General features: G+C 68.5%; 19 protein-coding genes. 12 read left to right on the top strand and 7 right to left on the bottom strand.

The window, feature by feature from the left end:
• Position 1 precedes the first annotated feature (1 nt).
• The 6 genes from QTH87_RS00150 (at position 2) to QTH87_RS00175 (ending at position 5,880) form a co-directional block, all read left to right on the top strand.
• The gene (locus tag QTH87_RS00150) at positions 2 to 877 is read left to right on the top strand and encodes a branched-chain amino acid ABC transporter permease (RefSeq protein ID WP_286606012.1); all 876 of its coding nucleotides are present in this window, start codon (positions 2 to 4) and stop codon (positions 875 to 877) included.
• Positions 874 to 1,806, top strand: a complete 933-nt coding sequence (locus tag QTH87_RS00155) for a branched-chain amino acid ABC transporter permease (protein ID WP_286606013.1) — start codon at positions 874 to 876, stop codon at positions 1,804 to 1,806. The genes QTH87_RS00150 and QTH87_RS00155 overlap by 4 nt, the downstream gene beginning before the upstream one ends.
• The gene (locus QTH87_RS00160; protein ID WP_286606014.1) at positions 1,799 to 2,545 is read left to right on the top strand and encodes an ABC transporter ATP-binding protein; all 747 of its coding nucleotides are present in this window, start codon (positions 1,799 to 1,801) and stop codon (positions 2,543 to 2,545) included. Before QTH87_RS00155 ends, QTH87_RS00160 begins: the two co-directional genes overlap by 8 nt.
• Entirely contained in the window at positions 2,542 to 3,273 is a 732-nt protein-coding gene (locus tag QTH87_RS00165) for an ABC transporter ATP-binding protein (RefSeq protein ID WP_286606015.1), read from the top strand. The genes QTH87_RS00160 and QTH87_RS00165 overlap by 4 nt, the downstream gene beginning before the upstream one ends.
• A gap of 28 nt (positions 3,274 to 3,301) precedes the next feature.
• Positions 3,302 to 4,753, top strand: a complete 1,452-nt coding sequence (locus QTH87_RS00170; protein ID WP_286606016.1) for an aldehyde dehydrogenase — start codon at positions 3,302 to 3,304, stop codon at positions 4,751 to 4,753.
• A 92-nt stretch (positions 4,754 to 4,845) separates the two neighbouring features.
• Complete coding sequence (locus QTH87_RS00175) at positions 4,846 to 5,880, top strand: NADP-dependent oxidoreductase (protein ID WP_286606017.1); 1,035 nt, start codon at positions 4,846 to 4,848, stop codon at positions 5,878 to 5,880.
• 16 nt (positions 5,881 to 5,896) lie between these two features.
• On the opposite strand, the gene QTH87_RS00180 is transcribed toward QTH87_RS00175, so the two are convergent.
• The 7 genes from QTH87_RS00180 to QTH87_RS00210 all read right to left on the bottom strand — a co-directional run bounded on the left by QTH87_RS00180 (position 5,897) and on the right by QTH87_RS00210 (position 12,422).
• Positions 5,897 to 6,751 carry a DMT family transporter gene (locus tag QTH87_RS00180; RefSeq protein WP_286606018.1) on the bottom strand — a complete coding sequence of 285 codons (855 nt, stop codon included), beginning with the start codon at positions 6,749 to 6,751 and terminating at the stop codon, positions 5,897 to 5,899.
• A 48-nt stretch (positions 6,752 to 6,799) separates the two neighbouring features.
• On the bottom strand, positions 6,800 to 7,924 hold the full coding sequence (locus QTH87_RS00185; protein ID WP_286606019.1) for an SLC13 family permease: 1,125 nt from the start codon (positions 7,922 to 7,924) through the stop codon (positions 6,800 to 6,802).
• Positions 7,905 to 9,449: a class I adenylate-forming enzyme family protein gene (locus QTH87_RS00190; protein WP_286606020.1), complete on the bottom strand. Its 1,545-nt coding sequence runs from the start codon at positions 9,447 to 9,449 to the stop codon at positions 7,905 to 7,907. The genes QTH87_RS00185 and QTH87_RS00190 overlap by 20 nt, the downstream gene beginning before the upstream one ends.
• 97 nt (positions 9,450 to 9,546) lie before the next feature.
• Positions 9,547 to 10,527 carry a lipoyl synthase gene (lipA, locus tag QTH87_RS00195; protein WP_286606021.1) on the bottom strand — a complete coding sequence of 327 codons (981 nt, stop codon included), beginning with the start codon at positions 10,525 to 10,527 and terminating at the stop codon, positions 9,547 to 9,549.
• A gap of 22 nt (positions 10,528 to 10,549) precedes the next feature.
• Positions 10,550 to 11,212 (bottom strand): lipoyl(octanoyl) transferase LipB, encoded by a 663-nt coding sequence (gene lipB / locus QTH87_RS00200; RefSeq protein ID WP_286606022.1) that lies wholly within the window; start codon positions 11,210 to 11,212, stop codon positions 10,550 to 10,552.
• A gap of 14 nt (positions 11,213 to 11,226) precedes the next feature.
• Positions 11,227 to 11,520, bottom strand: coding sequence for a YbeD family protein (locus tag QTH87_RS00205; RefSeq protein WP_286606023.1), 294 nt, complete (start codon positions 11,518 to 11,520; stop codon positions 11,227 to 11,229).
• Positions 11,517 to 12,422, bottom strand: a complete 906-nt coding sequence (locus QTH87_RS00210) for a D-amino acid aminotransferase (RefSeq protein ID WP_286606024.1) — start codon at positions 12,420 to 12,422, stop codon at positions 11,517 to 11,519. Before QTH87_RS00210 ends, QTH87_RS00205 begins: the two co-directional genes overlap by 4 nt.
• 175 nt (positions 12,423 to 12,597) lie before the next feature.
• Between QTH87_RS00210 and QTH87_RS00215 the strand changes: the two genes are divergently transcribed.
• The 6 genes from QTH87_RS00215 to atpA all read left to right on the top strand — a co-directional run bounded on the left by QTH87_RS00215 (position 12,598) and on the right by atpA (position 16,972).
• Positions 12,598 to 13,092 (top strand): ATP synthase subunit I, encoded by a 495-nt coding sequence (locus QTH87_RS00215; protein ID WP_286606025.1) that lies wholly within the window; start codon positions 12,598 to 12,600, stop codon positions 13,090 to 13,092.
• A gap of 12 nt (positions 13,093 to 13,104) precedes the next feature.
• A complete protein-coding gene (atpB, locus tag QTH87_RS00220; RefSeq protein WP_286606026.1) occupies positions 13,105 to 13,974 on the top strand; it encodes a F0F1 ATP synthase subunit A in 870 nt (289 codons plus the stop codon).
• A 54-nt stretch (positions 13,975 to 14,028) separates the two neighbouring features.
• Entirely contained in the window at positions 14,029 to 14,292 is a 264-nt protein-coding gene (gene atpE / locus QTH87_RS00225) for a F0F1 ATP synthase subunit C (protein ID WP_007830191.1), read from the top strand.
• An 80-nt stretch (positions 14,293 to 14,372) separates the two neighbouring features.
• Entirely contained in the window at positions 14,373 to 14,843 is a 471-nt protein-coding gene (locus tag QTH87_RS00230; RefSeq protein WP_286606027.1) for a F0F1 ATP synthase subunit B, read from the top strand.
• Between the two features lie 6 nt (positions 14,844 to 14,849).
• Positions 14,850 to 15,380 carry a F0F1 ATP synthase subunit delta gene (locus tag QTH87_RS00235; RefSeq protein ID WP_286606028.1) on the top strand — a complete coding sequence of 177 codons (531 nt, stop codon included), beginning with the start codon at positions 14,850 to 14,852 and terminating at the stop codon, positions 15,378 to 15,380.
• A gap of 38 nt (positions 15,381 to 15,418) precedes the next feature.
• Positions 15,419 to 16,972: a F0F1 ATP synthase subunit alpha gene (gene atpA, locus QTH87_RS00240; RefSeq protein WP_286606029.1), complete on the top strand. Its 1,554-nt coding sequence runs from the start codon at positions 15,419 to 15,421 to the stop codon at positions 16,970 to 16,972.
• Positions 16,973 to 16,996 lie beyond the last annotated feature (24 nt).

Here is a 16,996-nt window from a genome sequence, read left to right on the forward strand (position 1 = left end):
CGTGTCGCTGAGCGGATGGGCCGAGCTGCTGGCCGGCGGCCTGATCACCGGCGGCATCTACGCGCTGGTGGCGATCGGCCTGAACCTGCAGTACGGCCTGATGCGCATCATGAACATCTCGCACGGCGAGTTCCTGATGCTGGGCGCCTTCGTCACCTGGTGGGCCCACACGTCGCTGGGCATCTCGCCGCTGCTGTTCCTGCCGGTGGCCTTCGCGCTGCTCATGGCCATCGGCATGGCGGTGCACTGGCTGTGCTTTCGCCAGGTGGCGGCGCGGGCGCCGAACGTCGAGGTGTTCGAGGCGCGCAGCCTGATGCTGGCCTTCGGCCTCATGTTCTTCGTGCAGAACGCGGCCCTGCTGATCTGGGGAGGTGACCTGCGCGGCTACGACTACCTGGCAGAGCCGGTGCAGTTCGCGGACATGCGATTCACGGCCAACAAGCTGGTGCTGTTCGGCGTCGCGCTGGCGCTCAGCGTGGCGCTGATCGCACTGCTCAAGCTCACGCTGCTGGGCAAGGCGGTGCGGGCGCTGATGCAGTCGCCGGTGGGCGCACAGCTGGTGGGCATCAACACCCGGCGGCTGCACCCGCTGATGTTCGGCATCGGCCTGGGCCTGTCGGGCGTGGCCGGTGCGCTGCTGTCGATGACCTACGAGATCTCGCCGTCGATGGGCGAGCCCTACACCGTGACCGCGCTGATCGTGATCACGCTGGGCGGCTTCGGCAGCATCGCGGGCAGCCTGGTCGGCGGCCTGCTGCTCGGCGTGGTCGAGGCGCTCGGCATGCACTTCACGAGCCCCTCGCTCAAGATGCTGCTGTCCTATGCGGTCTTCATCGGCGTGCTGATCTGGCGCCCCAACGGATTGTTCTCGCGATGAATGCTGCCTCCGCATCGAAACCCTGGCTGCTGCTCGGCGCCGGGCTCGCGCTGGCCGCCGGCCTGCCGTGGCTGGCGTCCGAGTTCATGGTGTCGGTGGCTTTGAGCTGCCTCATGTACATCGCGCTGGCCACCAGCTGGTCGCTGTTCTGCGGCGCCACGCGCTACCTCTCGCTCGCGACCTCGGCCTTCTTCGGGCTCGGTGCGTATGCCAGCGCCACGCTGCTCGAGGTGCTGCCCTGGCCGCTGGTCATCCTCTGCGGCGCCGCGGTGGCGAGCTCAGTGGCGGTGCTGATGGGCGCGGCCGTGCTGCACCTGCGCGGCACCTACTTCGCGGTGCTGACCTTCGGCATGACCGAGCTGATCCGCCACGCGGTGACCTTCGTCGAGAAGCAGGTCTCGGGCACGGTGGGCCGGGTGCTCGCGGTGGTGCCCTCAAACGAGACGGTCTATCTCACAATGCTCGCGATCGCGGGCGCCGCCATCGCCACCGCGATGCTGGTGCGGCGCAGCCGCTTCGGGCTCGCGCTCGCGGGCATCGGCGCCGACGAGCAGCGCGCCCAGACGCTGGGCGTCGACACGCGGCGCGTCAAGATCGCGGGCTTCGCGCTCACCGCGGCGTTCGCGGGCGCGGCCGGCGCCGCGATGGCGGTGCGCTGGACCTACATCGAGCCGGCCGCGGTGTTCAGCCCCTTCATCGGCTTCCAGACCGTGCTGATCGCGCTGATCGGCGGCGCCGCGAGCATCGGCGGCCCGGTGCTCGCGGCCGTCGTCTTCAGCCTGCTGGCCGAGACCCTGCGGCTGCAGCTGCCCTACGGCTACATGATGGTGCTGGGCCTGCTGCTGATCCTGTGCGTGATGTACCTGCCGAACGGGCTTGCCTCGCTCTGGCAGCGTCGCGCCCTGGCACGGGAGCGCAGCCATGAGTGAACTGCTGCTCGAGGCCGGAGAACTCACGGTTCGCTTCGGTGGCCTGACCGCCGTCGATGCGGTCAGCGCGCGGCTGCATGCGCGCGAACTGGTCGGCATCATCGGCCCCAACGGCGCCGGCAAGACCACCTTCTTCAATGCGATCTCGGGCGTGGTGGCGCCGACCTCGGGCCGGTTGCTGGTGGCGGGCGGCGTCGATCTCACGGGGCGCGGGCCGCACCGCTACGCGGCGCACGGCATCGCGCGCACCTTCCAGACGCCGCGCGTGATGGCCGACATGACGCTGACCGACAACGTGCGCTTCGGCATGCAGTTCGCGGGCCGCCACCGCGCGCCGGTGGCGGGCCTGCGCACGGAGCGCGAGATCCTCGACCTGCTGGGCCTGGGGGCGCTGGCCGGGCGCCTGGCGGCCGACGTCACGCCGTCGCAGCAGCGCCTGCTCGAGATCGGCATGGCGCTCGGCACGCGGCCGCGCGTGCTGCTGCTCGACGAGGTCGCGGCCGGCCTGACCGAGGCCGAGGTCGATGCGATGGCACGCCGCATCCGCGCCCTGCGCGACGACCATGGCCTGGCTGTGGTCTGGATCGAGCATGCGGTGACGACCCTGCTGAAGTACGTCGAGCGCGTGCTCGTGCTGCACCAGGGCCGCAAGATCGCCGATGGCACGCCGGCCGAGGTGGTGCGCAATCCCGAGGTGGTCGAGGCCTACCTCGGCGACGAGATGGAGGCTGCCTCGTGAGCGCGGACGTCCCTGCCGCAAGCCCCAGCAGCCTCGTGGTGCGTGGCCTCGCGGCCGGCTATCACGGCTTCCAGGTGCTGCGCGAACTCGACATCGACGTGCTGCCCGGCATCACCGTGGTGCTGGGTCCCAACGGCGCCGGCAAGACGACCCTGCTGAAGGCCCTGGCCGGGCTGCTGCCGCGGGCCGGAGAGGCCGTGCTCGACGGCGTCGCGCTGCCCCCGGCCGAGGCCACGGCCTGCGTGCGCCAGGGGATCGCGCTGGTGGCCGAGGGACGGCAGCTCTTTCCCCACATGACGGTCACCGAGAACCTCGAGCTCGGCGCCTGGCTGTCGCCGACGAGCCAGCGGCGCGAGCGACTGGCGCGCGCCTTCGAGGATTTCCCGCGGCTCAGGGAGCGCGCCGCGCAGCTCGCCGGCACCATGAGCGGCGGCGAACAGCAGATGGTGGCGGTGGCGCGCGCGATGATGAGCGGGCCGCGGCTGCTGATGCTCGACGAGCCTTCGCTGGGCCTGGCGCCGCGCATGGTCGACGAGCTGCTGGCCATCGTGCGCCGCATCGCGGCCCAGGGCGTGACCGTGCTGATGGTCGAGCAGAACGTGCGCAAGGCGCTGCAGTGCGCCGACCGCGGCTACGTGCTCGAGCGCGGCCGCATCGTCGCGGCCGGCGAGGCGCGGGCCCTGCTCGAATCCGACGCCATCCGCAAGGCCTACCTCGGCGTCGCCTGACAACTTCAATCTCTCGAGGACTTTTCCGATGGTCACCATTTCCATGCTCATCAACGGCGAGCGCCGCTCGGCCGAGGGCGGCGCCAGCTTCGAGCGCCGCAATCCGCTCGATGGCAGCGTCGCCACCATTGCGCCCGCGGCCAGTGCGGCCGACGCGCAGGCGGCCGTCGAAGCCGCGGCAGCAGCGTTCCCGGCCTGGTCCGCGATGGGCCCGGGCGAGCGTCGCGGGCTGCTGCTCAAGGCCGCGCAGTCGCTCGAGGCCAGGGGCGAGGCCTTCGCGGCCGCAATGGCCGCGGAGACCGGCGCCTCGGGCATGTGGGCCGGCTTCAACGTGCACCTGGCGGCCGGCATGCTGATCGAGGCCGCCTCGCTGACGACCCAGATCGCGGGCGAGGTGATTCCGTCGGACGTGCCGGGCAGCCTCGCGATGGCGGTGCGCCAGCCGGCCGGCGTGGTGCTCGGCATCGCGCCGTGGAATGCGCCGGTGATCCTGGCCGTGCGCGCGGTTGCGACGCCGCTGGCCTGCGGCAACACCGTGGTGCTCAAGGGCTCGGAGCTGTGCCCGGCCACCCACGGCCTGGTGATCGAGGCACTGCAGGAGGCGGGCCTGCCGCCCGGCGTGGTGAACTTCGTGACCAACGCGCCGGCCGATGCGGGGGCGGTGGTCGAGGCCATGGTGGCCCATCCCGCGGTACGGCGCGTCAACTTCACGGGCTCGACCCGGGTCGGCCGCCTCATCGCCCAGACCTGCGCCAGGTATCTCAAGCCGGTGGTGCTGGAGCTCGGCGGCAAGGCGCCGATGGTGATCCTCGACGATGCCGACATCGATGCCGCCGTGGCCGGCGCCGCCTTCGGCGCCTTCGCGAACTCGGGCCAGATCTGCATGTCGACCGAGCGCATCGTGGTCGACCGCAGGATCGCCGACGATTTCGTCGCCCGCTTCGCCGCCAAGGCGCAGAGCCTGCCGCTCGGCGATCCGCGCGCCGGCCCGGTGGTGCTGGGCTCGGTGGTCGACATGGCCACCGTGACGCGCTGCAACGCGCTGATCGACGACGCGCTCGCCAAGGGCGCCACGCTGGTGTGCGGCGGCAAGGCCGGGAACACGCTGATGCCGGCCACGGTGCTCGATCACGTGACGCCCGCCATGGCGATCTACCGCGAGGAATCCTTCGCGCCCGTCAAGGCCGTGGTGCGCGTGGACGGCGTCGAGGAAGCCGTCGCCACCGCCAACGACAACGAGTTCGGCCTGTCTTCGGCGGTGTACGGGCGCGACGTCGCGCGGGCCTGGAACGTGGCGCGCCGCATCGAGGCCGGCATCTGCCACGTCAACGGCCCCACGGTGCACGACGAGGCCCAGATGCCCTTCGGCGGCGTCAAGGCCTCGGGCTACGGCCGCTTCGGCGGCAAGGCCGGCATCGACGCCTTCACCGAGCTGCGCTGGATCACGGTGCAGACCACGCCGCGCCACTACCCGTTCTGAGGGCGCGCAGGCCATGTCGCCTGCGCTACCTGCGGCGGCGCGCGCCGGGGCTACGATGCGGCCGCATCAGACATCCCCAAGGAGACCCGCGCATGACCACCACCCTTACCAACCGCCAGGTCCGCCTGGCCAGGCGACCCGAAGGCGCTGCCAAGCGCGACGACTGGCAATACACCGACGAGCCGGTGGCCCAGCCGGCCGAGGGCGGCGTGCTCGTGAAGACGCTGTCGATCTCGCTCGACCCCGCGATGCGCGGCTGGATGAACGAAGGCAAGAGCTACATCGCGCCGGTCGAGATCGGCGCCGTGATGCGCGCCGGCGGCATCGGCCGCGTCGTGGCCTCGCGCAACCCGGCCTTCGCGGTCGGCGACGCGGTCTACGGCACGCTCGGCGTGCAGCAGTACGCGCTGGTGCCGCAGGAGGAGATCAAGCGCAGCGGCCTCGTGAAGATCGACCTCGAGGCCGGCACCATCGGCCAGTGGCTCAACGTGCTCGGCATGCCGGGCATGACCGGCTACTTCGGCCTCATGGACGTGGGCCTGCCCAAGGCCGGCGAGACGGTGGTGGTTTCGGGTGCAGCCGGCGCGGTCGGCCAGACCGTGGGCCAGCTCGCCAAGATCAAGGGTTGCCGCGTGGTCGGCATCGCGGGCGGCGCCGCCAAGTGCGACTGGGTCGTGAAGGAGCTCGGCTTCGACGCCTGCATCGACTACAAGGCCGGCCCCTCGGCGGTGCGCGAAGGCCTCAAGGCGCATTTCCCCAAGGGCGTCGACATCTATTTCGACAACGTCGGCGGCGAGATCCTCGACACCGTGCTCGCGAAGCTCGCGCGCGGCGCCCGCATCATCATCTGCGGCGCCATCAGCCAGTACAACAACACGACGCCGGTGCAGGGCCCGAAGAACTACCTGAGCCTGCTCGTCAATCGCGCGCGCATGCAGGGCATCGTGGTGTTCGACTACGCCGACCGCTATCCCGTGGCGATCGCCGAGATGTCGGCCTATCTGAAGGACGGCCGCATGAAGAGCCGCGAGGACGTGGTGGATGGCATCGACACCTTCCCCGAGGCGCTGACGCGGCTGTTCACGGGCGAGAACTTCGGCAAGCTGGTGCTGAAGATCTCCGACTGAACGAGGGAGCGCGCGCTCAGCGCGCCCGCGTCCCCATCACCGCCGCCGCGATGATCAGCGCCGCCGCCAGCGCGATGGTCCAGCTCAGCGGCCGGCCTGTCACGACCAGCAGCAGCGCGGTCGAGGCCAGCGGCGTGATGTAGCTCAGGATGCCGATCTGGCGCGCGTCGCCGCGCTTGAGCGCGAGATCCCAGAAGTAGAAGGCGGCGCCCAGCGGCCCGAGCCCGCACAGGACGACCAGCAGCCAGTCGCGCGCCGACATCGCCACCGCGGGCTCGAGCATCACGTGGCACAGCAGCGACAGCACGCCCGACACCAGGCCGAAGAGGCCGATCGCCGAGGTCGGGAAGGCCGGCACGCGCTTCGTCCACAGCGAGTAGCTGGCCCAGATGAAGGCCGATCCGAGCGCCGGCAGGAAACCCCAATAGGAGGCTGCCGCCGCGCTGCCGCCCGCTGCCGAATCGCCGCGCGCGCCGAGGATCGCGATCGCCGCCCCCGCAAAGCCCAGCAGTGCGGCCACGACGTGCAGCGGCCGCAGCGACACGCCCGGCAGCAACACCGGCGCCAGCACGACCATGAAGAGCGGCCACAGGTAGTTGACGAGGTTGGCCTCGACCGGCGGTGCATGGCGCAGCGCGATGAAGAGCAGGAAATGGAAGCCGAACAGTCCGTAGACGCCGAGCGCCAGCGTGCGCGCAGGCACCGCCCAGGCGCGGCGGTCGCGCAGCACCAGCGGCCAACTCGGCAGGCTGCCGACGACCAGCGCCAGGCCCGTGAGCAGGAAGGGCGGCAGGTGGGAGAGCGAGGTGCCGAGCGAGGCGAGAGTGGCCCAGAGGGCAATCGCGGCGAGCGCGTTGAGCGTGGAAGACATCGGCAGCGAGCTTAAGCGAAGCGCATGAGCGCCCGACCCTGCGCGAGATCAGCCGATCCGCAGCAGCAGCGCCGACGCGGCGCAGACCAGCAGGAAGGGAATGCTGATGCGATGGAACTCGCGCAGCCCGTTGGGCAGCTTCGCGAGCCGCAGCGCGATCAGGTTGGCCAGCGAGCCCAGCACGCAGCCGAAGCCGCCCACGCTCACGCCTGCGGCCAGCGCCGGCAGGTCGCGCACGAAGGGATCGAGCACGATGGTGGCCGGCACGTTGCTGATCACCTGCGATGTCACGATCGCCGCCAGGTAGGCGCGCCAGCCCTCGTCGATCGGCAGGCCGCCGAGCAGCGTCGCCACTGCGGGCAGCTCGGCCAGCTGGCGCAGGTCGACGAACATCAGCGCGATGATCGCGAGCAGCGCCCAGTCGATCCCGAGCAGCACGCGCGGGCGCAGCAGCAGGAAGGCGCCGAACACCAGGCCCAGACCTGGAAGCAACCAGTGGCGGTCGAGCGCGACCACGAAGGCGACGAAGAGCACGGCCGACAGCGCGAGCAGGCGCGGCTGCACCGGCGCTGCGTCGGCCGAAGGCTTGAGTGCGATCGGTTCGCGCGGCATCAGGAACCAGACCGCGACGAACAGCCAGAACAGCATGACGCCCACGGTCGGCGCCATCATCGCGACGAAGCCGAAGAAGCTCTCGCCCGAGCGGTGCCAGAGGAACAGGTTCTGCGGATTGCCGATCGGCGTCAGCGCCGAGCCGGCGTTCACCGCCAGCGCCTCGATCACCACCAGCCGTGCAAGCGGCAGGTGCGCCTGCGTGGCGAGAACGCGGGTCAGCGGCACCAGCAGGAACAGGCTCACGTCGTTGGTGACCAGCGCCGACAGCAGCGCCGCGCTGGCCGCCAGCAGCATCGCGAGGCCGCGCAGGCTGGAAGTGCGCGCGAGCAGCCGCGCGGCCGTGGCCTGCAGCATGCCGCTGCGTTCGACGCCCTGCGTGATCGCGAGCAGCCCCGCCAGTGCGCCGATGGTCTGCCAGTCGACCAGCCGCACGTAGTCCATCGGCGCGCGCGGTCGCACCACGGCGAACAGCAGCGCCGCCGCGATCAGCACCCAGAGCAGCGCGTTGCCGCCGCCGCCGTGTTCGTCGGGCGCCTTGTCAGCGCCCGTAGCCGTCACGCAGTTCCCGCTTGAGCACCTTGCCGATCGCGCTGCGCGGCAGTTCGTCGATGAAGCGCAGGCCGGACAGCCGCTGGGTCTTGCCGAGCTGGTCGTTGGTCCACTGCAGCAGCGTCTCGGCGGCGGTGTCGTCGCCAGTGCGTCGCACCACGAAGGCCACCGGCGTCTCGCCCCATTGCGTCGAAGGGACGCCGACCACCGCCACGTCGGCGACGGCCGGATGGGCGCGCATCACGGCCTCGAGGTCGCTCGGATAGATGTTGAAGCCGCCGCTGATGATCATGTCCTTCCTGCGATCGAACAGGGTCAGGAAGCCGTCTTCGTCGAAGCGCCCGACATCGCCGGTGCGGATGAAGCGCTTGCCTTCGGGATCGAACCATTCGGCCTCGCGCGTCTTCCCGGGCTGGCGGTGGTAGCCGGCCATCATGCCGGCCGAATGGCCGACCACCTCGCCGGCCTCGCCGCGCGCGACCTCGCGGCCTTCCTCGTCGATCAGCCGGATGTCGTGGCCCTCGGCCGGTTGGCCCACGGTGTGGAGCTTGGCCGGATGCAGGTGGGCCTCGAGGATGCAGGTGCCGCCGCCTTCGGTCATGCCGTAGAACTCGATCAGGCCGCCGGGCCAGCGCTTGAGCACGTCGGCCTTGAGCGCCGCGTGGAAGGGCGCGCTGGTGCTGAACTTGTACTTGAAGCTGCCGAGGTCGTGGCCATCGAAGTCGGGTCGCGCCATCAGCCGCTGGTACTGCACCGGCACCAGCATGGTGTGCGTGACGCGGCGCGCCTCGGCCAGCTTCAGATAGGCCGCGGCGTCGAACTTGGGCATCAGGATCACGCAGCCGCCGAAGGCCAGCGTCGGGAAGAAGACGACCAGCGTGGTGTTCGAGTAGAGCGGCGTCGACAGCAGCGTGACCGTGTCGGGCCCGTATTCGTAGGTGGCGCCGCGCCGCACATGCGACCAGCGCATGCCGTGGCCCTGAACGATGCCCTTGGGCTCGCCGGTGGTGCCGGACGAATAGATGATGTTGAACGGCGAGGCCGGCTGCACGTCGACCGGCCGCGGCTGCGCGCCAGGCGGCGCCAGCCAGGCCTCGAACGCGTGGCCGACCTGCGAACCATCGAGCGCGATGCGCGCGACGCCGCCCGGCTCGGCCGGTCCGATCACCTCGGCGGCCGAGGCGTCGCTGAACAGGATGCGGGCGTCGGCGTCCGAGATCATGCGCGCCAGGCTGGCGGGCGTGGAGCCGGGCGCCAGCGGGGCCACGGCCACGCCCGCGCGCAACGCGCCCAGGAACACCGCTGCATAGTGCACCGACGAGGCGGCACACACCGCAATCGCATCACCGGCCGCAAGACCGTCTCGCTGCAGCGCGGCGGCGATGCGGTCCATCAGCGCGTCGAGCGCACCCCAGCTCAGTTCGCCCAGCGGGTCGACCAGCGCGAGCCGCTCGGGCGCCTCGCGGGCATGGATGCGGATCAGATCGGTGATGACGCCGAAGTCGCGCTCGATGGCTGTCTCGAAATTGCTCATGGCCTGTGAACCCGTCGCTCGAAAGATGCCGGGAATCTTACGCGGCAGCGCCGCGCGCAGCCGGCCCGCGTCGCGATCGGACCGGGCCGCAGGCCGGCTAGACGCCCGCCGCGTGCGCCTGCTGGTCAGCGTGGTAGCTCGAGCGCACCATCGCGCCCACGGCGGCGTGGCTGAAGCCCATCTTGTAGGCCTCTTCCTCGAACATCTTGAAGGTGTCGGGGTGCACGTAGCGGCGCACCGGCAGGTGGCTGCCGCTCGGCGACAGGTACTGGCCGATGGTCAGCATGTCGATGTCGTGCGCGCGCATGTCGCGCATCACCTGCAGGATCTCTTCGTCGGTCTCGCCGAGGCCGACCATGATGCCGCTCTTGGTCGGCACCGCCGGGTGCAGCGCCTTGAACTTCTTCAGCAGGTTGAGGCTGAACTGGTAGTCGCTGCCCGGGCGCGCTTCCTTGTAGAGGCGCGGCGCGGTCTCGAGGTTGTGGTTCATCACGTCGGGCGGCGCGGCCTTGAGGATCTCGAGGGCACGGTCGTCGCGGCCGCGGAAGTCGGGCACCAGGATCTCGATCTGGGTGGCCGGCGACAGCTCGCGCGTGTGGCGGATGCAGTCGACGAAATGCTGGCTGCCACCGTCGCGCAGGTCGTCGCGGTCGACGCTCGTGATCACCACGTACTTGAGGCGCAGCTTCGCGATGGTCTTCGCGAGGTTCAGCGGCTCGTCCTTGTCGAGCGGATCAGGCCGGCCGTGGCCCACGTCGCAGAAGGGGCAGCGACGCGTGCACTTGTCGCCCATGATCATGAAGGTGGCGGTGCCGTTGCCGAAGCATTCGCCGATGTTGGGGCAGGAGGCCTCTTCGCAGACGGTGTGCAGGTTGCTCTCGCGCAGGATCTGCTTGATCTCGTAGAAGCGGGTGGTCGGCGAGCCGGCCTTGACGCGGATCCACTCGGGCTTCTTGAGCACCTCGCCCTGCACCACCTTGACCGGGATGCGCGACAGCTTGGCCGCGGCCTTCTGCTTGGCCAGCGGGTTGTAGCTTTCGGACGGTTGGGCGTCGCGGACGACTTCGGCGGTGCTCATGGCAGCTTCTCTCCGGCGGGGCTCAGGGCGCGAGGTAGATGGCGAGCTTGTGGCCCAGCACCTGCGCGGCTTCGTCCCAGGTTGTTCGAACGCCGATTGTAGAAAGATCGACGGTTTGCAGCCCTGCGTAGCCGCAAGGGTTGATCCGGGCGAAGGGTTCCAGGTCCATCGCGACGTTGAGCGCCACGCCGTGGTAGGTGCAGTGGCGGCTCACCTTGATGCCCAGCGCGGCGATCTTGCCGAGGCCGCGGAACGGGTCGGCGGGGTGCATGGGCCCGCTCAGCGCGGCGTGCGAGAAGGGATCGTCCAGGCGCACGTAGATGCCGGGCGCGCCGCCCACGCGATGGCCCGTGACCCCGAAGTGGGCCAGCGTGCGGATCACGGCCTCCTCGATGCGGTAGACGTATTCCTTGACGTAGTAGCCGGCGCGCTTGAGGTCGATCAGCGGATAGGCCACGACCTGGCCCGGGCCGTGAAAGGTCACCTGGCCGCCGCGGTCGGTCTGCACCACCGGAATGTCGCCGGGGTTCAGCACGTGATCGGCCTTGCCCGCCAGCCCTTGCGTGTACACCGGCGGATGCTCGCAGAGCCAGAGCTGGTCGGGGCTCGCGGGCGTGCGCGCCTGCGTGGACTCGCGCATCGCCGCATAGGTCGCGTCGTAGTCGACGCGGCCCAGCAGCTGCATCTCGAGCCCAGCGTTCAGAGCACCACCTTGACCATCGGATGGCTCGACAGCGCGCGGTAGATGTCGTCGAGCTGCTCGCGGCTGGTGGCCGTGACCGTGATCGTCACGCCCAGGTAGTTGCCGGCCTTGCTGGGGCGAAGCTCGATGGTGGAGGCATCGAACGCCGGATCGAAGCGCTCGGCGACCTGGGTCACGGCATGCACGAAGCCGTCGACCTTGGCGCCCATGACCTTGATCGGAAACTGGGAGGGGTACTCGATCAGCGATTCCTTGCGGGCGTCGAGCGGGGCGTCGGGTGCGGTGGTCATGCGGGTACTCCTTGTTGCTGTGTGCTGCGGGCCTTGGCCCGCTGGTAGCCGGCGTAGAGCGCCTGGTAGATCGGGCCCGGGCGGCCGCTGCCAATGGCCTGCCCGTCGAGCGTCGCCACCGGCAGGAGCTCCTTGCTGGCCGAGGACAGCAGCAGCTCGTCGGCGCCGAAAACCTCGTCGCGCGCGATGCGCCGCAACGAGAAGGCGATGCCGGCCTCGGCGCACAGCCGCTCGATCAGGCCGTAGCGGATGCCCGCGAGCACCAGCTCGTCCTTGGGCGGACCGCTCACGGCGCCGTCCCTGACCACCCAGACGTTGCTCGACGAGGCTTCGCTGAGCCAGTCGTCGCGGAACATGATCGTCTCCGCGGCGCCGGCCTCGACGCTGATCTGGCGCGCCAGCACCGCGCCGAGCAGGCTGGTGGTCTTGATGTGCGCCTTCTGCCAGCGGAAGTCGGGCGCGCTCACGCAGGCGACACCCGCGGCGCGCGTCGCCTCCGAAACGGGCTTCATCGGATTGACCATCACGAACACGGTCGGCACCAGGCCCTGGGGCATCGCGTGGTCGCGCGGCGCCACGCCGCGCGTGACCTGGATGTAGATGCCCTGCATGCCGGCGCGCTGGGCCGCGGGCGCGGCATCGATCAGCCGCATCGCGATCGCGCGCCACTCGGCGGGCGTGTGCGGATTGCCGATGCGCAACTCGGCCAGCGAGCGCCCGAGCCGCGCCATGTGCTCGTCGAAGCAGAAGGGCTGGCCGCCATAGGCCGGCACGACCTCGTAGACGCCGTCGCCGAAGATGAAGCCGCGATCGAGCACGCTCACCTTGGCTTCGCGAAGCGGGGCGTAGGCGCCGTCGAGGTAACAGGGCGCGTCGGGCAGGGCGTCGGTGATCGGGGTCATGAAGAATTATGGTGGGGACGCATCGGCCCTTCCCAAGGCCGGGTCAGGGTCCCGTCATGCATCGCCTGGGAACTTTTCCGGATCGGCCACAGGGGTGTGGCTGATCGTCATGGGTTTTTACTTATAATCAATGGCTTTGTAGAAATTCTGGGTCGTCATCCGGGCTTCATTCCATATGAAAACAATCGCCCGCGATGCAGCAAGAGAGTTCCCCGAGGAGGGGCAGGTCGGCCCGGAAGAGGAAGATTTCAAGTCGCTGACCGCCGAAGAGGCGCAGCGGCTGCGCGACAGGAAGCCGTTGATCTCGCCGTGGCGCGTGATCGCGATTCAGGTCGCCGGAGGGCTCCTGGTGGCATTGGCCGCCTGGGGTCTGACAGGGAGGCAAAATCTGGGGTGGTCCGCCGGATACGGTGCGCTGGCGGTGATCATTCCCGCGGCGGTTTTCGCGCGGGGACTGACCGGGCGCTTTGCGTCCCTGAATCCGGGTACTGCGGTGTTCGGGTTCTTCTTGTGGGAAATGGTCAAGATGGCCTTGACGGTGGCGATGCTGATCGCCGCGCCAAGGCTGATTACGGAACTGAGCTGGCCGGCGATGCTGGTGGGCTTGGTGGTGACAATGAAGTCGGCTTGGGTGGCGGTGATGCTGCACTCGAGACGCCTGAAACTTTGAGACGAGTAACGGATGGCTGCTGAAAACGCTGCGGAACATGGTCAGACCGCTGGTGAATACATCGTTCACCACTTGACCCATCTTCAGAGCTCCAAGCCCGGAGGCGTCGCCGACCTCTCCGTCTTCAATTTCGACTCGCTCTTCTTCTCGATCACGCTCGGCGTGCTGGGCTGCTGGCTGCTCTGGCTGGCTGCCCGCAAGGCCACCTCGGGTGTGCCGGGGCGCTTCCAGGCTGCGGTCGAGATCCTGGTCGAGATCGTCGACCAGCAGGCCAAGGGCATCGTCCACAACGTCGAGAGCCGCAAGTACGTGGCTCCGCTGGCGCTGACGATCTTCGTCTGGATCTTCATGCTCAACGCGATGGACCTGCTGCCGGTCGATCTGCTGCCCGCCCTGTGGGCCAAGGTCTTCGGCATTGCCGGCGCCGACCCGCACCAGGCCTATCTGCGCGTCGTGCCCACGGCCGACCTCTCGGTGGCAATGGGCATGTCGGTCACGGTGCTGCTGATCTGCCTGTACTACAACATCAAGATCAAGGGCCTCGGCGGCTGGATCCACGAGCTGTTCACCGCGCCCTTCGGCAACCACTGGGCGCTGTACCCCTTCAACTTCGCGATGCAGATGATCGAGTTCATCGCGAAGACCGTTTCGCACGGCATGCGGTTGTTCGGCAACATGTACGCCGGCGAACTGATCTTCCTGCTGATCGCCTTGATGGGCGGTGCCTGGACCCTGTCCGCCACCGGCATCTTCCTCGCGCTGGGCCACATCATCGCCGGTACGGCGTGGGCCATCTTCCACATCCTGATCATCACGTTGCAGGCCTTCGTGTTCATGATGCTGACGCTGGTCTACATCGGCCAGGCGCACGATCACCACTGATCGAACGGTTTCGTTTTTCCTTTTCTCTTCAACCAAAGTCCCCTAGGAGTCATCATGGAAGTTATTAGCTTTGTCGCACTGGCCGCCGGCCTGATCATCGGTCTCGGCGCTGTCGGCGCTTGTATCGGTATCGGCATCATGGGCAGCAAGTACCTCGAGTCGGCTGCCCGCCAACCCGAACTGATGGGCGAGCTGCAGACCAAGATGTTCCTGCTGGCCGGTCTGATCGACGCCGCGTTCATCATTGGTACCGGTATCGCGCTGTGGTTCGCAACGGCCAACCCGTTCCTCGCACAAATCGCCAACCTGCCGAAGTAATCGGGTTTGGGCTTTCTCGTCGAACCCCAGTCGTTCCTCGCTGAATGGCCTCCGATTCATTCCCAAAGAGAGGGTGAAAAGTGAGCATTACCGGTACCCTGATCGTCCAGATGATCGTGTTCCTGATTCTTGTCGGGTTCACGATGAAGTTTGTATGGCCGCCGATCGCCAAGGCGCTGGACGAACGTGCCCAGAAGATCGCCGAAGGCCTCGCAGCCGCCGACAAGGCCAAGAGCGAACTGTCCGCCGCCAACAAGCGCGTGGAAGTCGAGCTCGGCCAGGCGCGCAACGAGTCCGCCCAGCGTCTTGCAGATGCCGAACGTCGTGCGCAGGCCATCGTTGAAGAGGCCAAGGGCCGCGCCACCGAAGAAGGCAACAAGATCGTTGCGGCCGCCCGCGCGGAAGCCGAACAGCAGGCCGTGAAGGCACGCGAAGCGCTGCGCGAGCAGGTTGCTGCGCTGGCCGTCAAGGGTGCCGAGCAGATCCTGCGCAAGGAAGTGAATCCGGCCGTCCACGCCGATTTGCTCGCCCGCCTGCAGACCGAGCTCTGATCACGTATGGCCGAACTCGCCACCATCGCACGTCCCTACGCTGAGGCGCTCTACAAGGCGTCGGCGAACGATCTCGCCGGCACCGGCGCCTGGCTCGAACGCGTTGCCGCGATCGCCGGCAACGCCGAGCTGCTGCAGTTCGCGGACAACCCCAGGGCCACGCCCGAGCAGGTGCTCGGCGTCGTCGCCGGTGCGCACGGTTCGCCGCTGCCTGCCAGCGCGAACAACTTCCTGATGGCACTGCTCGAGAACGGCCGCTTCACCGCGCTGCCCGAGATCGCCAGGCAGTTCCGCACGCTCGCGAACGCACAGAGCGGCTCGTCCGATGCGGTGGTCTACAGCGCCTTCCCGATCGACGATGCAGCCCTGGGCAACATCTCCGCCGCGCTCGAAAAGCGTTTCGGCCGCAAGCTGCAGTTCTCGGTCCAGCAGGACCCGTCGCTGATCGGCGGCATTCGTGTGGTGGTCGGTGACGAAGTGCTCGACACCTCCGTCAAAGCGCGCCTTGAACAAATGAAAGTTGCGCTGGCTGCCTGACGGCCGCCAGCCCCTTACAAAGAAAGAAGGAAAGAGTCATGCAACTCAATCCCGCAGAAATCTCGGAACTGATCAAGAGCCGCATCGAGGGCCTCGGCGTCAGCGCCAACATCCGCAACGAAGGCACCGTGGTGTCGGTGACCGACGGCATCGTGCGCGTGCACGGCCTGTCGGACGCGATGCAGGGCGAAATGCTCGAGTTCCCGCCGTCGGCCGACGGCACGCCGTCGTTCGGCCTGGCGCTGAACCTCGAGCGCGACTCGGTCGGCGCCGTGATCCTGGGCGAGTACGAGCACATCTCCGAAGGCGACACCGTGAAGTGCACGGGCCGCATTCTCGAAGTGCCCGTCGGCCCCGAACTCATCGGCCGCGTGGTCAACGCACTGGGCCAGCCGATCGACGGCAAGGGTCCGATCAACGCCAAGATGACCGACGTCATCGAGAAGGTCGCCCCGGGCGTGATCGCACGGAAGTCGGTCGACCAGCCGATGCAGACCGGCCTGAAGTCCATCGACTCGATGGTACCCGTCGGCCGCGGCCAGCGCGAGCTGATCATCGGCGACCGCCAGACCGGCAAGACGGCCGTGGCGATCGACGCGATCATCAACCAGAAGGGTCAGAACATGACCTGCGTCTACGTCGCGATCGGCCAGAAGGCCTCGTCGATCAAGAACGTGGTGCGTGCTCTGGAACAGGCCGGCGCGATGGAATACACCATCGTGGTGGCTGCCTCGGCGTCGGAATCGGCCGCCATGCAGTACGTGTCGGCCTACTCGGGCTGCACGATGGGCGAATACTTCCGCGATCGCGGCCAGGACGCGCTGATCGTCTATGACGACCTGTCCAAGCAGGCCGTGGCCTACCGCCAGGTCTCGCTGCTGCTGCGCCGCCCGCCGGGCCGCGAAGCCTATCCCGGCGACGTGTTCTACCTCCACAGCCGTCTGCTCGAGCGCGCAGCCCGCGTCAACGCCGACTACGTCGAAGCCTTCACCAAGGGTGAAGTCAAGGGCAAGACCGGCTCGCTGACCGCACTGCCGATCATCGAGACGCAGGCCGGCGACGTGTCCGCCTTCGTTCCGACCAACGTGATCTCGATCACCGACGGCCAGATCTTCCTGGAAACCAACCTGTTCAACGCCGGCATCCGCCCCGCCATCAACGCCGGTATCTCGGTGTCGCGCGTGGGTTCGTCGGCGCAGACCAAGGTGATCAAGGGCCTGTCCGGCGGTATTCGTACCGACCTGGCGCAGTACCGTGAACTGGCTGCGTTCGCGCAGTTCGCTTCCGACCTCGACGAAGCGACCCGCAAGCAGCTCGACCGCGGTGCCCGTGTGACCGAGTTGCTCAAGCAGGCCCAGTACAGCCCGCTGCCGATCTCCCTGATGGGCGCCTCGCTGTTCGCGGTCAACAAGGGCTACATGGACGACATCGACGTCAAGAAGGTGCTGCCGTTCGAACACGGCCTGCACCAGTTCCTGAAGTCCAGCCACGCTCCGCTGCTCGACAAGATCGAACAGGCCAAGGCGCTCGACAAGGACGCCGAAGCCGAACTGAACACGGCGGTCGCCGCGTTCAAGAAGTCGTTCGCCTGATCGACGACCAAGGAAGGAACGCTC

This window comes from Variovorax jilinensis (assembly GCF_030316885.1).
GTDB lineage: Bacteria > Pseudomonadota > Gammaproteobacteria > Burkholderiales > Burkholderiaceae_C > Variovorax > Variovorax jilinensis.

Coding starts and splice junctions, on each gene's coding strand:
- QTH87_RS00155 (WP_286606013.1), top strand. CDS start 874: ATGAATGCTGCCTCCGCATCGAAACCCTGGCTGCTGCTCGGCGCCGGG.
- QTH87_RS00160 (WP_286606014.1), top strand. CDS start 1,799: ATGAGTGAACTGCTGCTCGAGGCCGGAGAACTCACGGTTCGCTTCGGT.
- QTH87_RS00170 (WP_286606016.1), top strand. CDS start 3,302: ATGGTCACCATTTCCATGCTCATCAACGGCGAGCGCCGCTCGGCCGAG.
- QTH87_RS00175 (WP_286606017.1), top strand. CDS start 4,846: ATGACCACCACCCTTACCAACCGCCAGGTCCGCCTGGCCAGGCGACCC.
- QTH87_RS00180 (WP_286606018.1), bottom strand. CDS start 6,751: ATGTCTTCCACGCTCAACGCGCTCGCCGCGATTGCCCTCTGGGCCACT.
- QTH87_RS00190 (WP_286606020.1), bottom strand. CDS start 9,449: ATGAGCAATTTCGAGACAGCCATCGAGCGCGACTTCGGCGTCATCACC.
- lipA (WP_286606021.1), bottom strand. CDS start 10,527: ATGAGCACCGCCGAAGTCGTCCGCGACGCCCAACCGTCCGAAAGCTAC.
- lipB (WP_286606022.1), bottom strand. CDS start 11,212: ATGCAGCTGCTGGGCCGCGTCGACTACGACGCGACCTATGCGGCGATG.
- QTH87_RS00205 (WP_286606023.1), bottom strand. CDS start 11,520: ATGACCACCGCACCCGACGCCCCGCTCGACGCCCGCAAGGAATCGCTG.
- QTH87_RS00210 (WP_286606024.1), bottom strand. CDS start 12,422: ATGACCCCGATCACCGACGCCCTGCCCGACGCGCCCTGTTACCTCGAC.
- QTH87_RS00215 (WP_286606025.1), top strand. CDS start 12,598: ATGAAAACAATCGCCCGCGATGCAGCAAGAGAGTTCCCCGAGGAGGGG.
- atpB (WP_286606026.1), top strand. CDS start 13,105: ATGGCTGCTGAAAACGCTGCGGAACATGGTCAGACCGCTGGTGAATAC.
- atpE (WP_007830191.1), top strand. CDS start 14,029: ATGGAAGTTATTAGCTTTGTCGCACTGGCCGCCGGCCTGATCATCGGT.
- QTH87_RS00235 (WP_286606028.1), top strand. CDS start 14,850: ATGGCCGAACTCGCCACCATCGCACGTCCCTACGCTGAGGCGCTCTAC.
- atpA (WP_286606029.1), top strand. CDS start 15,419: ATGCAACTCAATCCCGCAGAAATCTCGGAACTGATCAAGAGCCGCATC.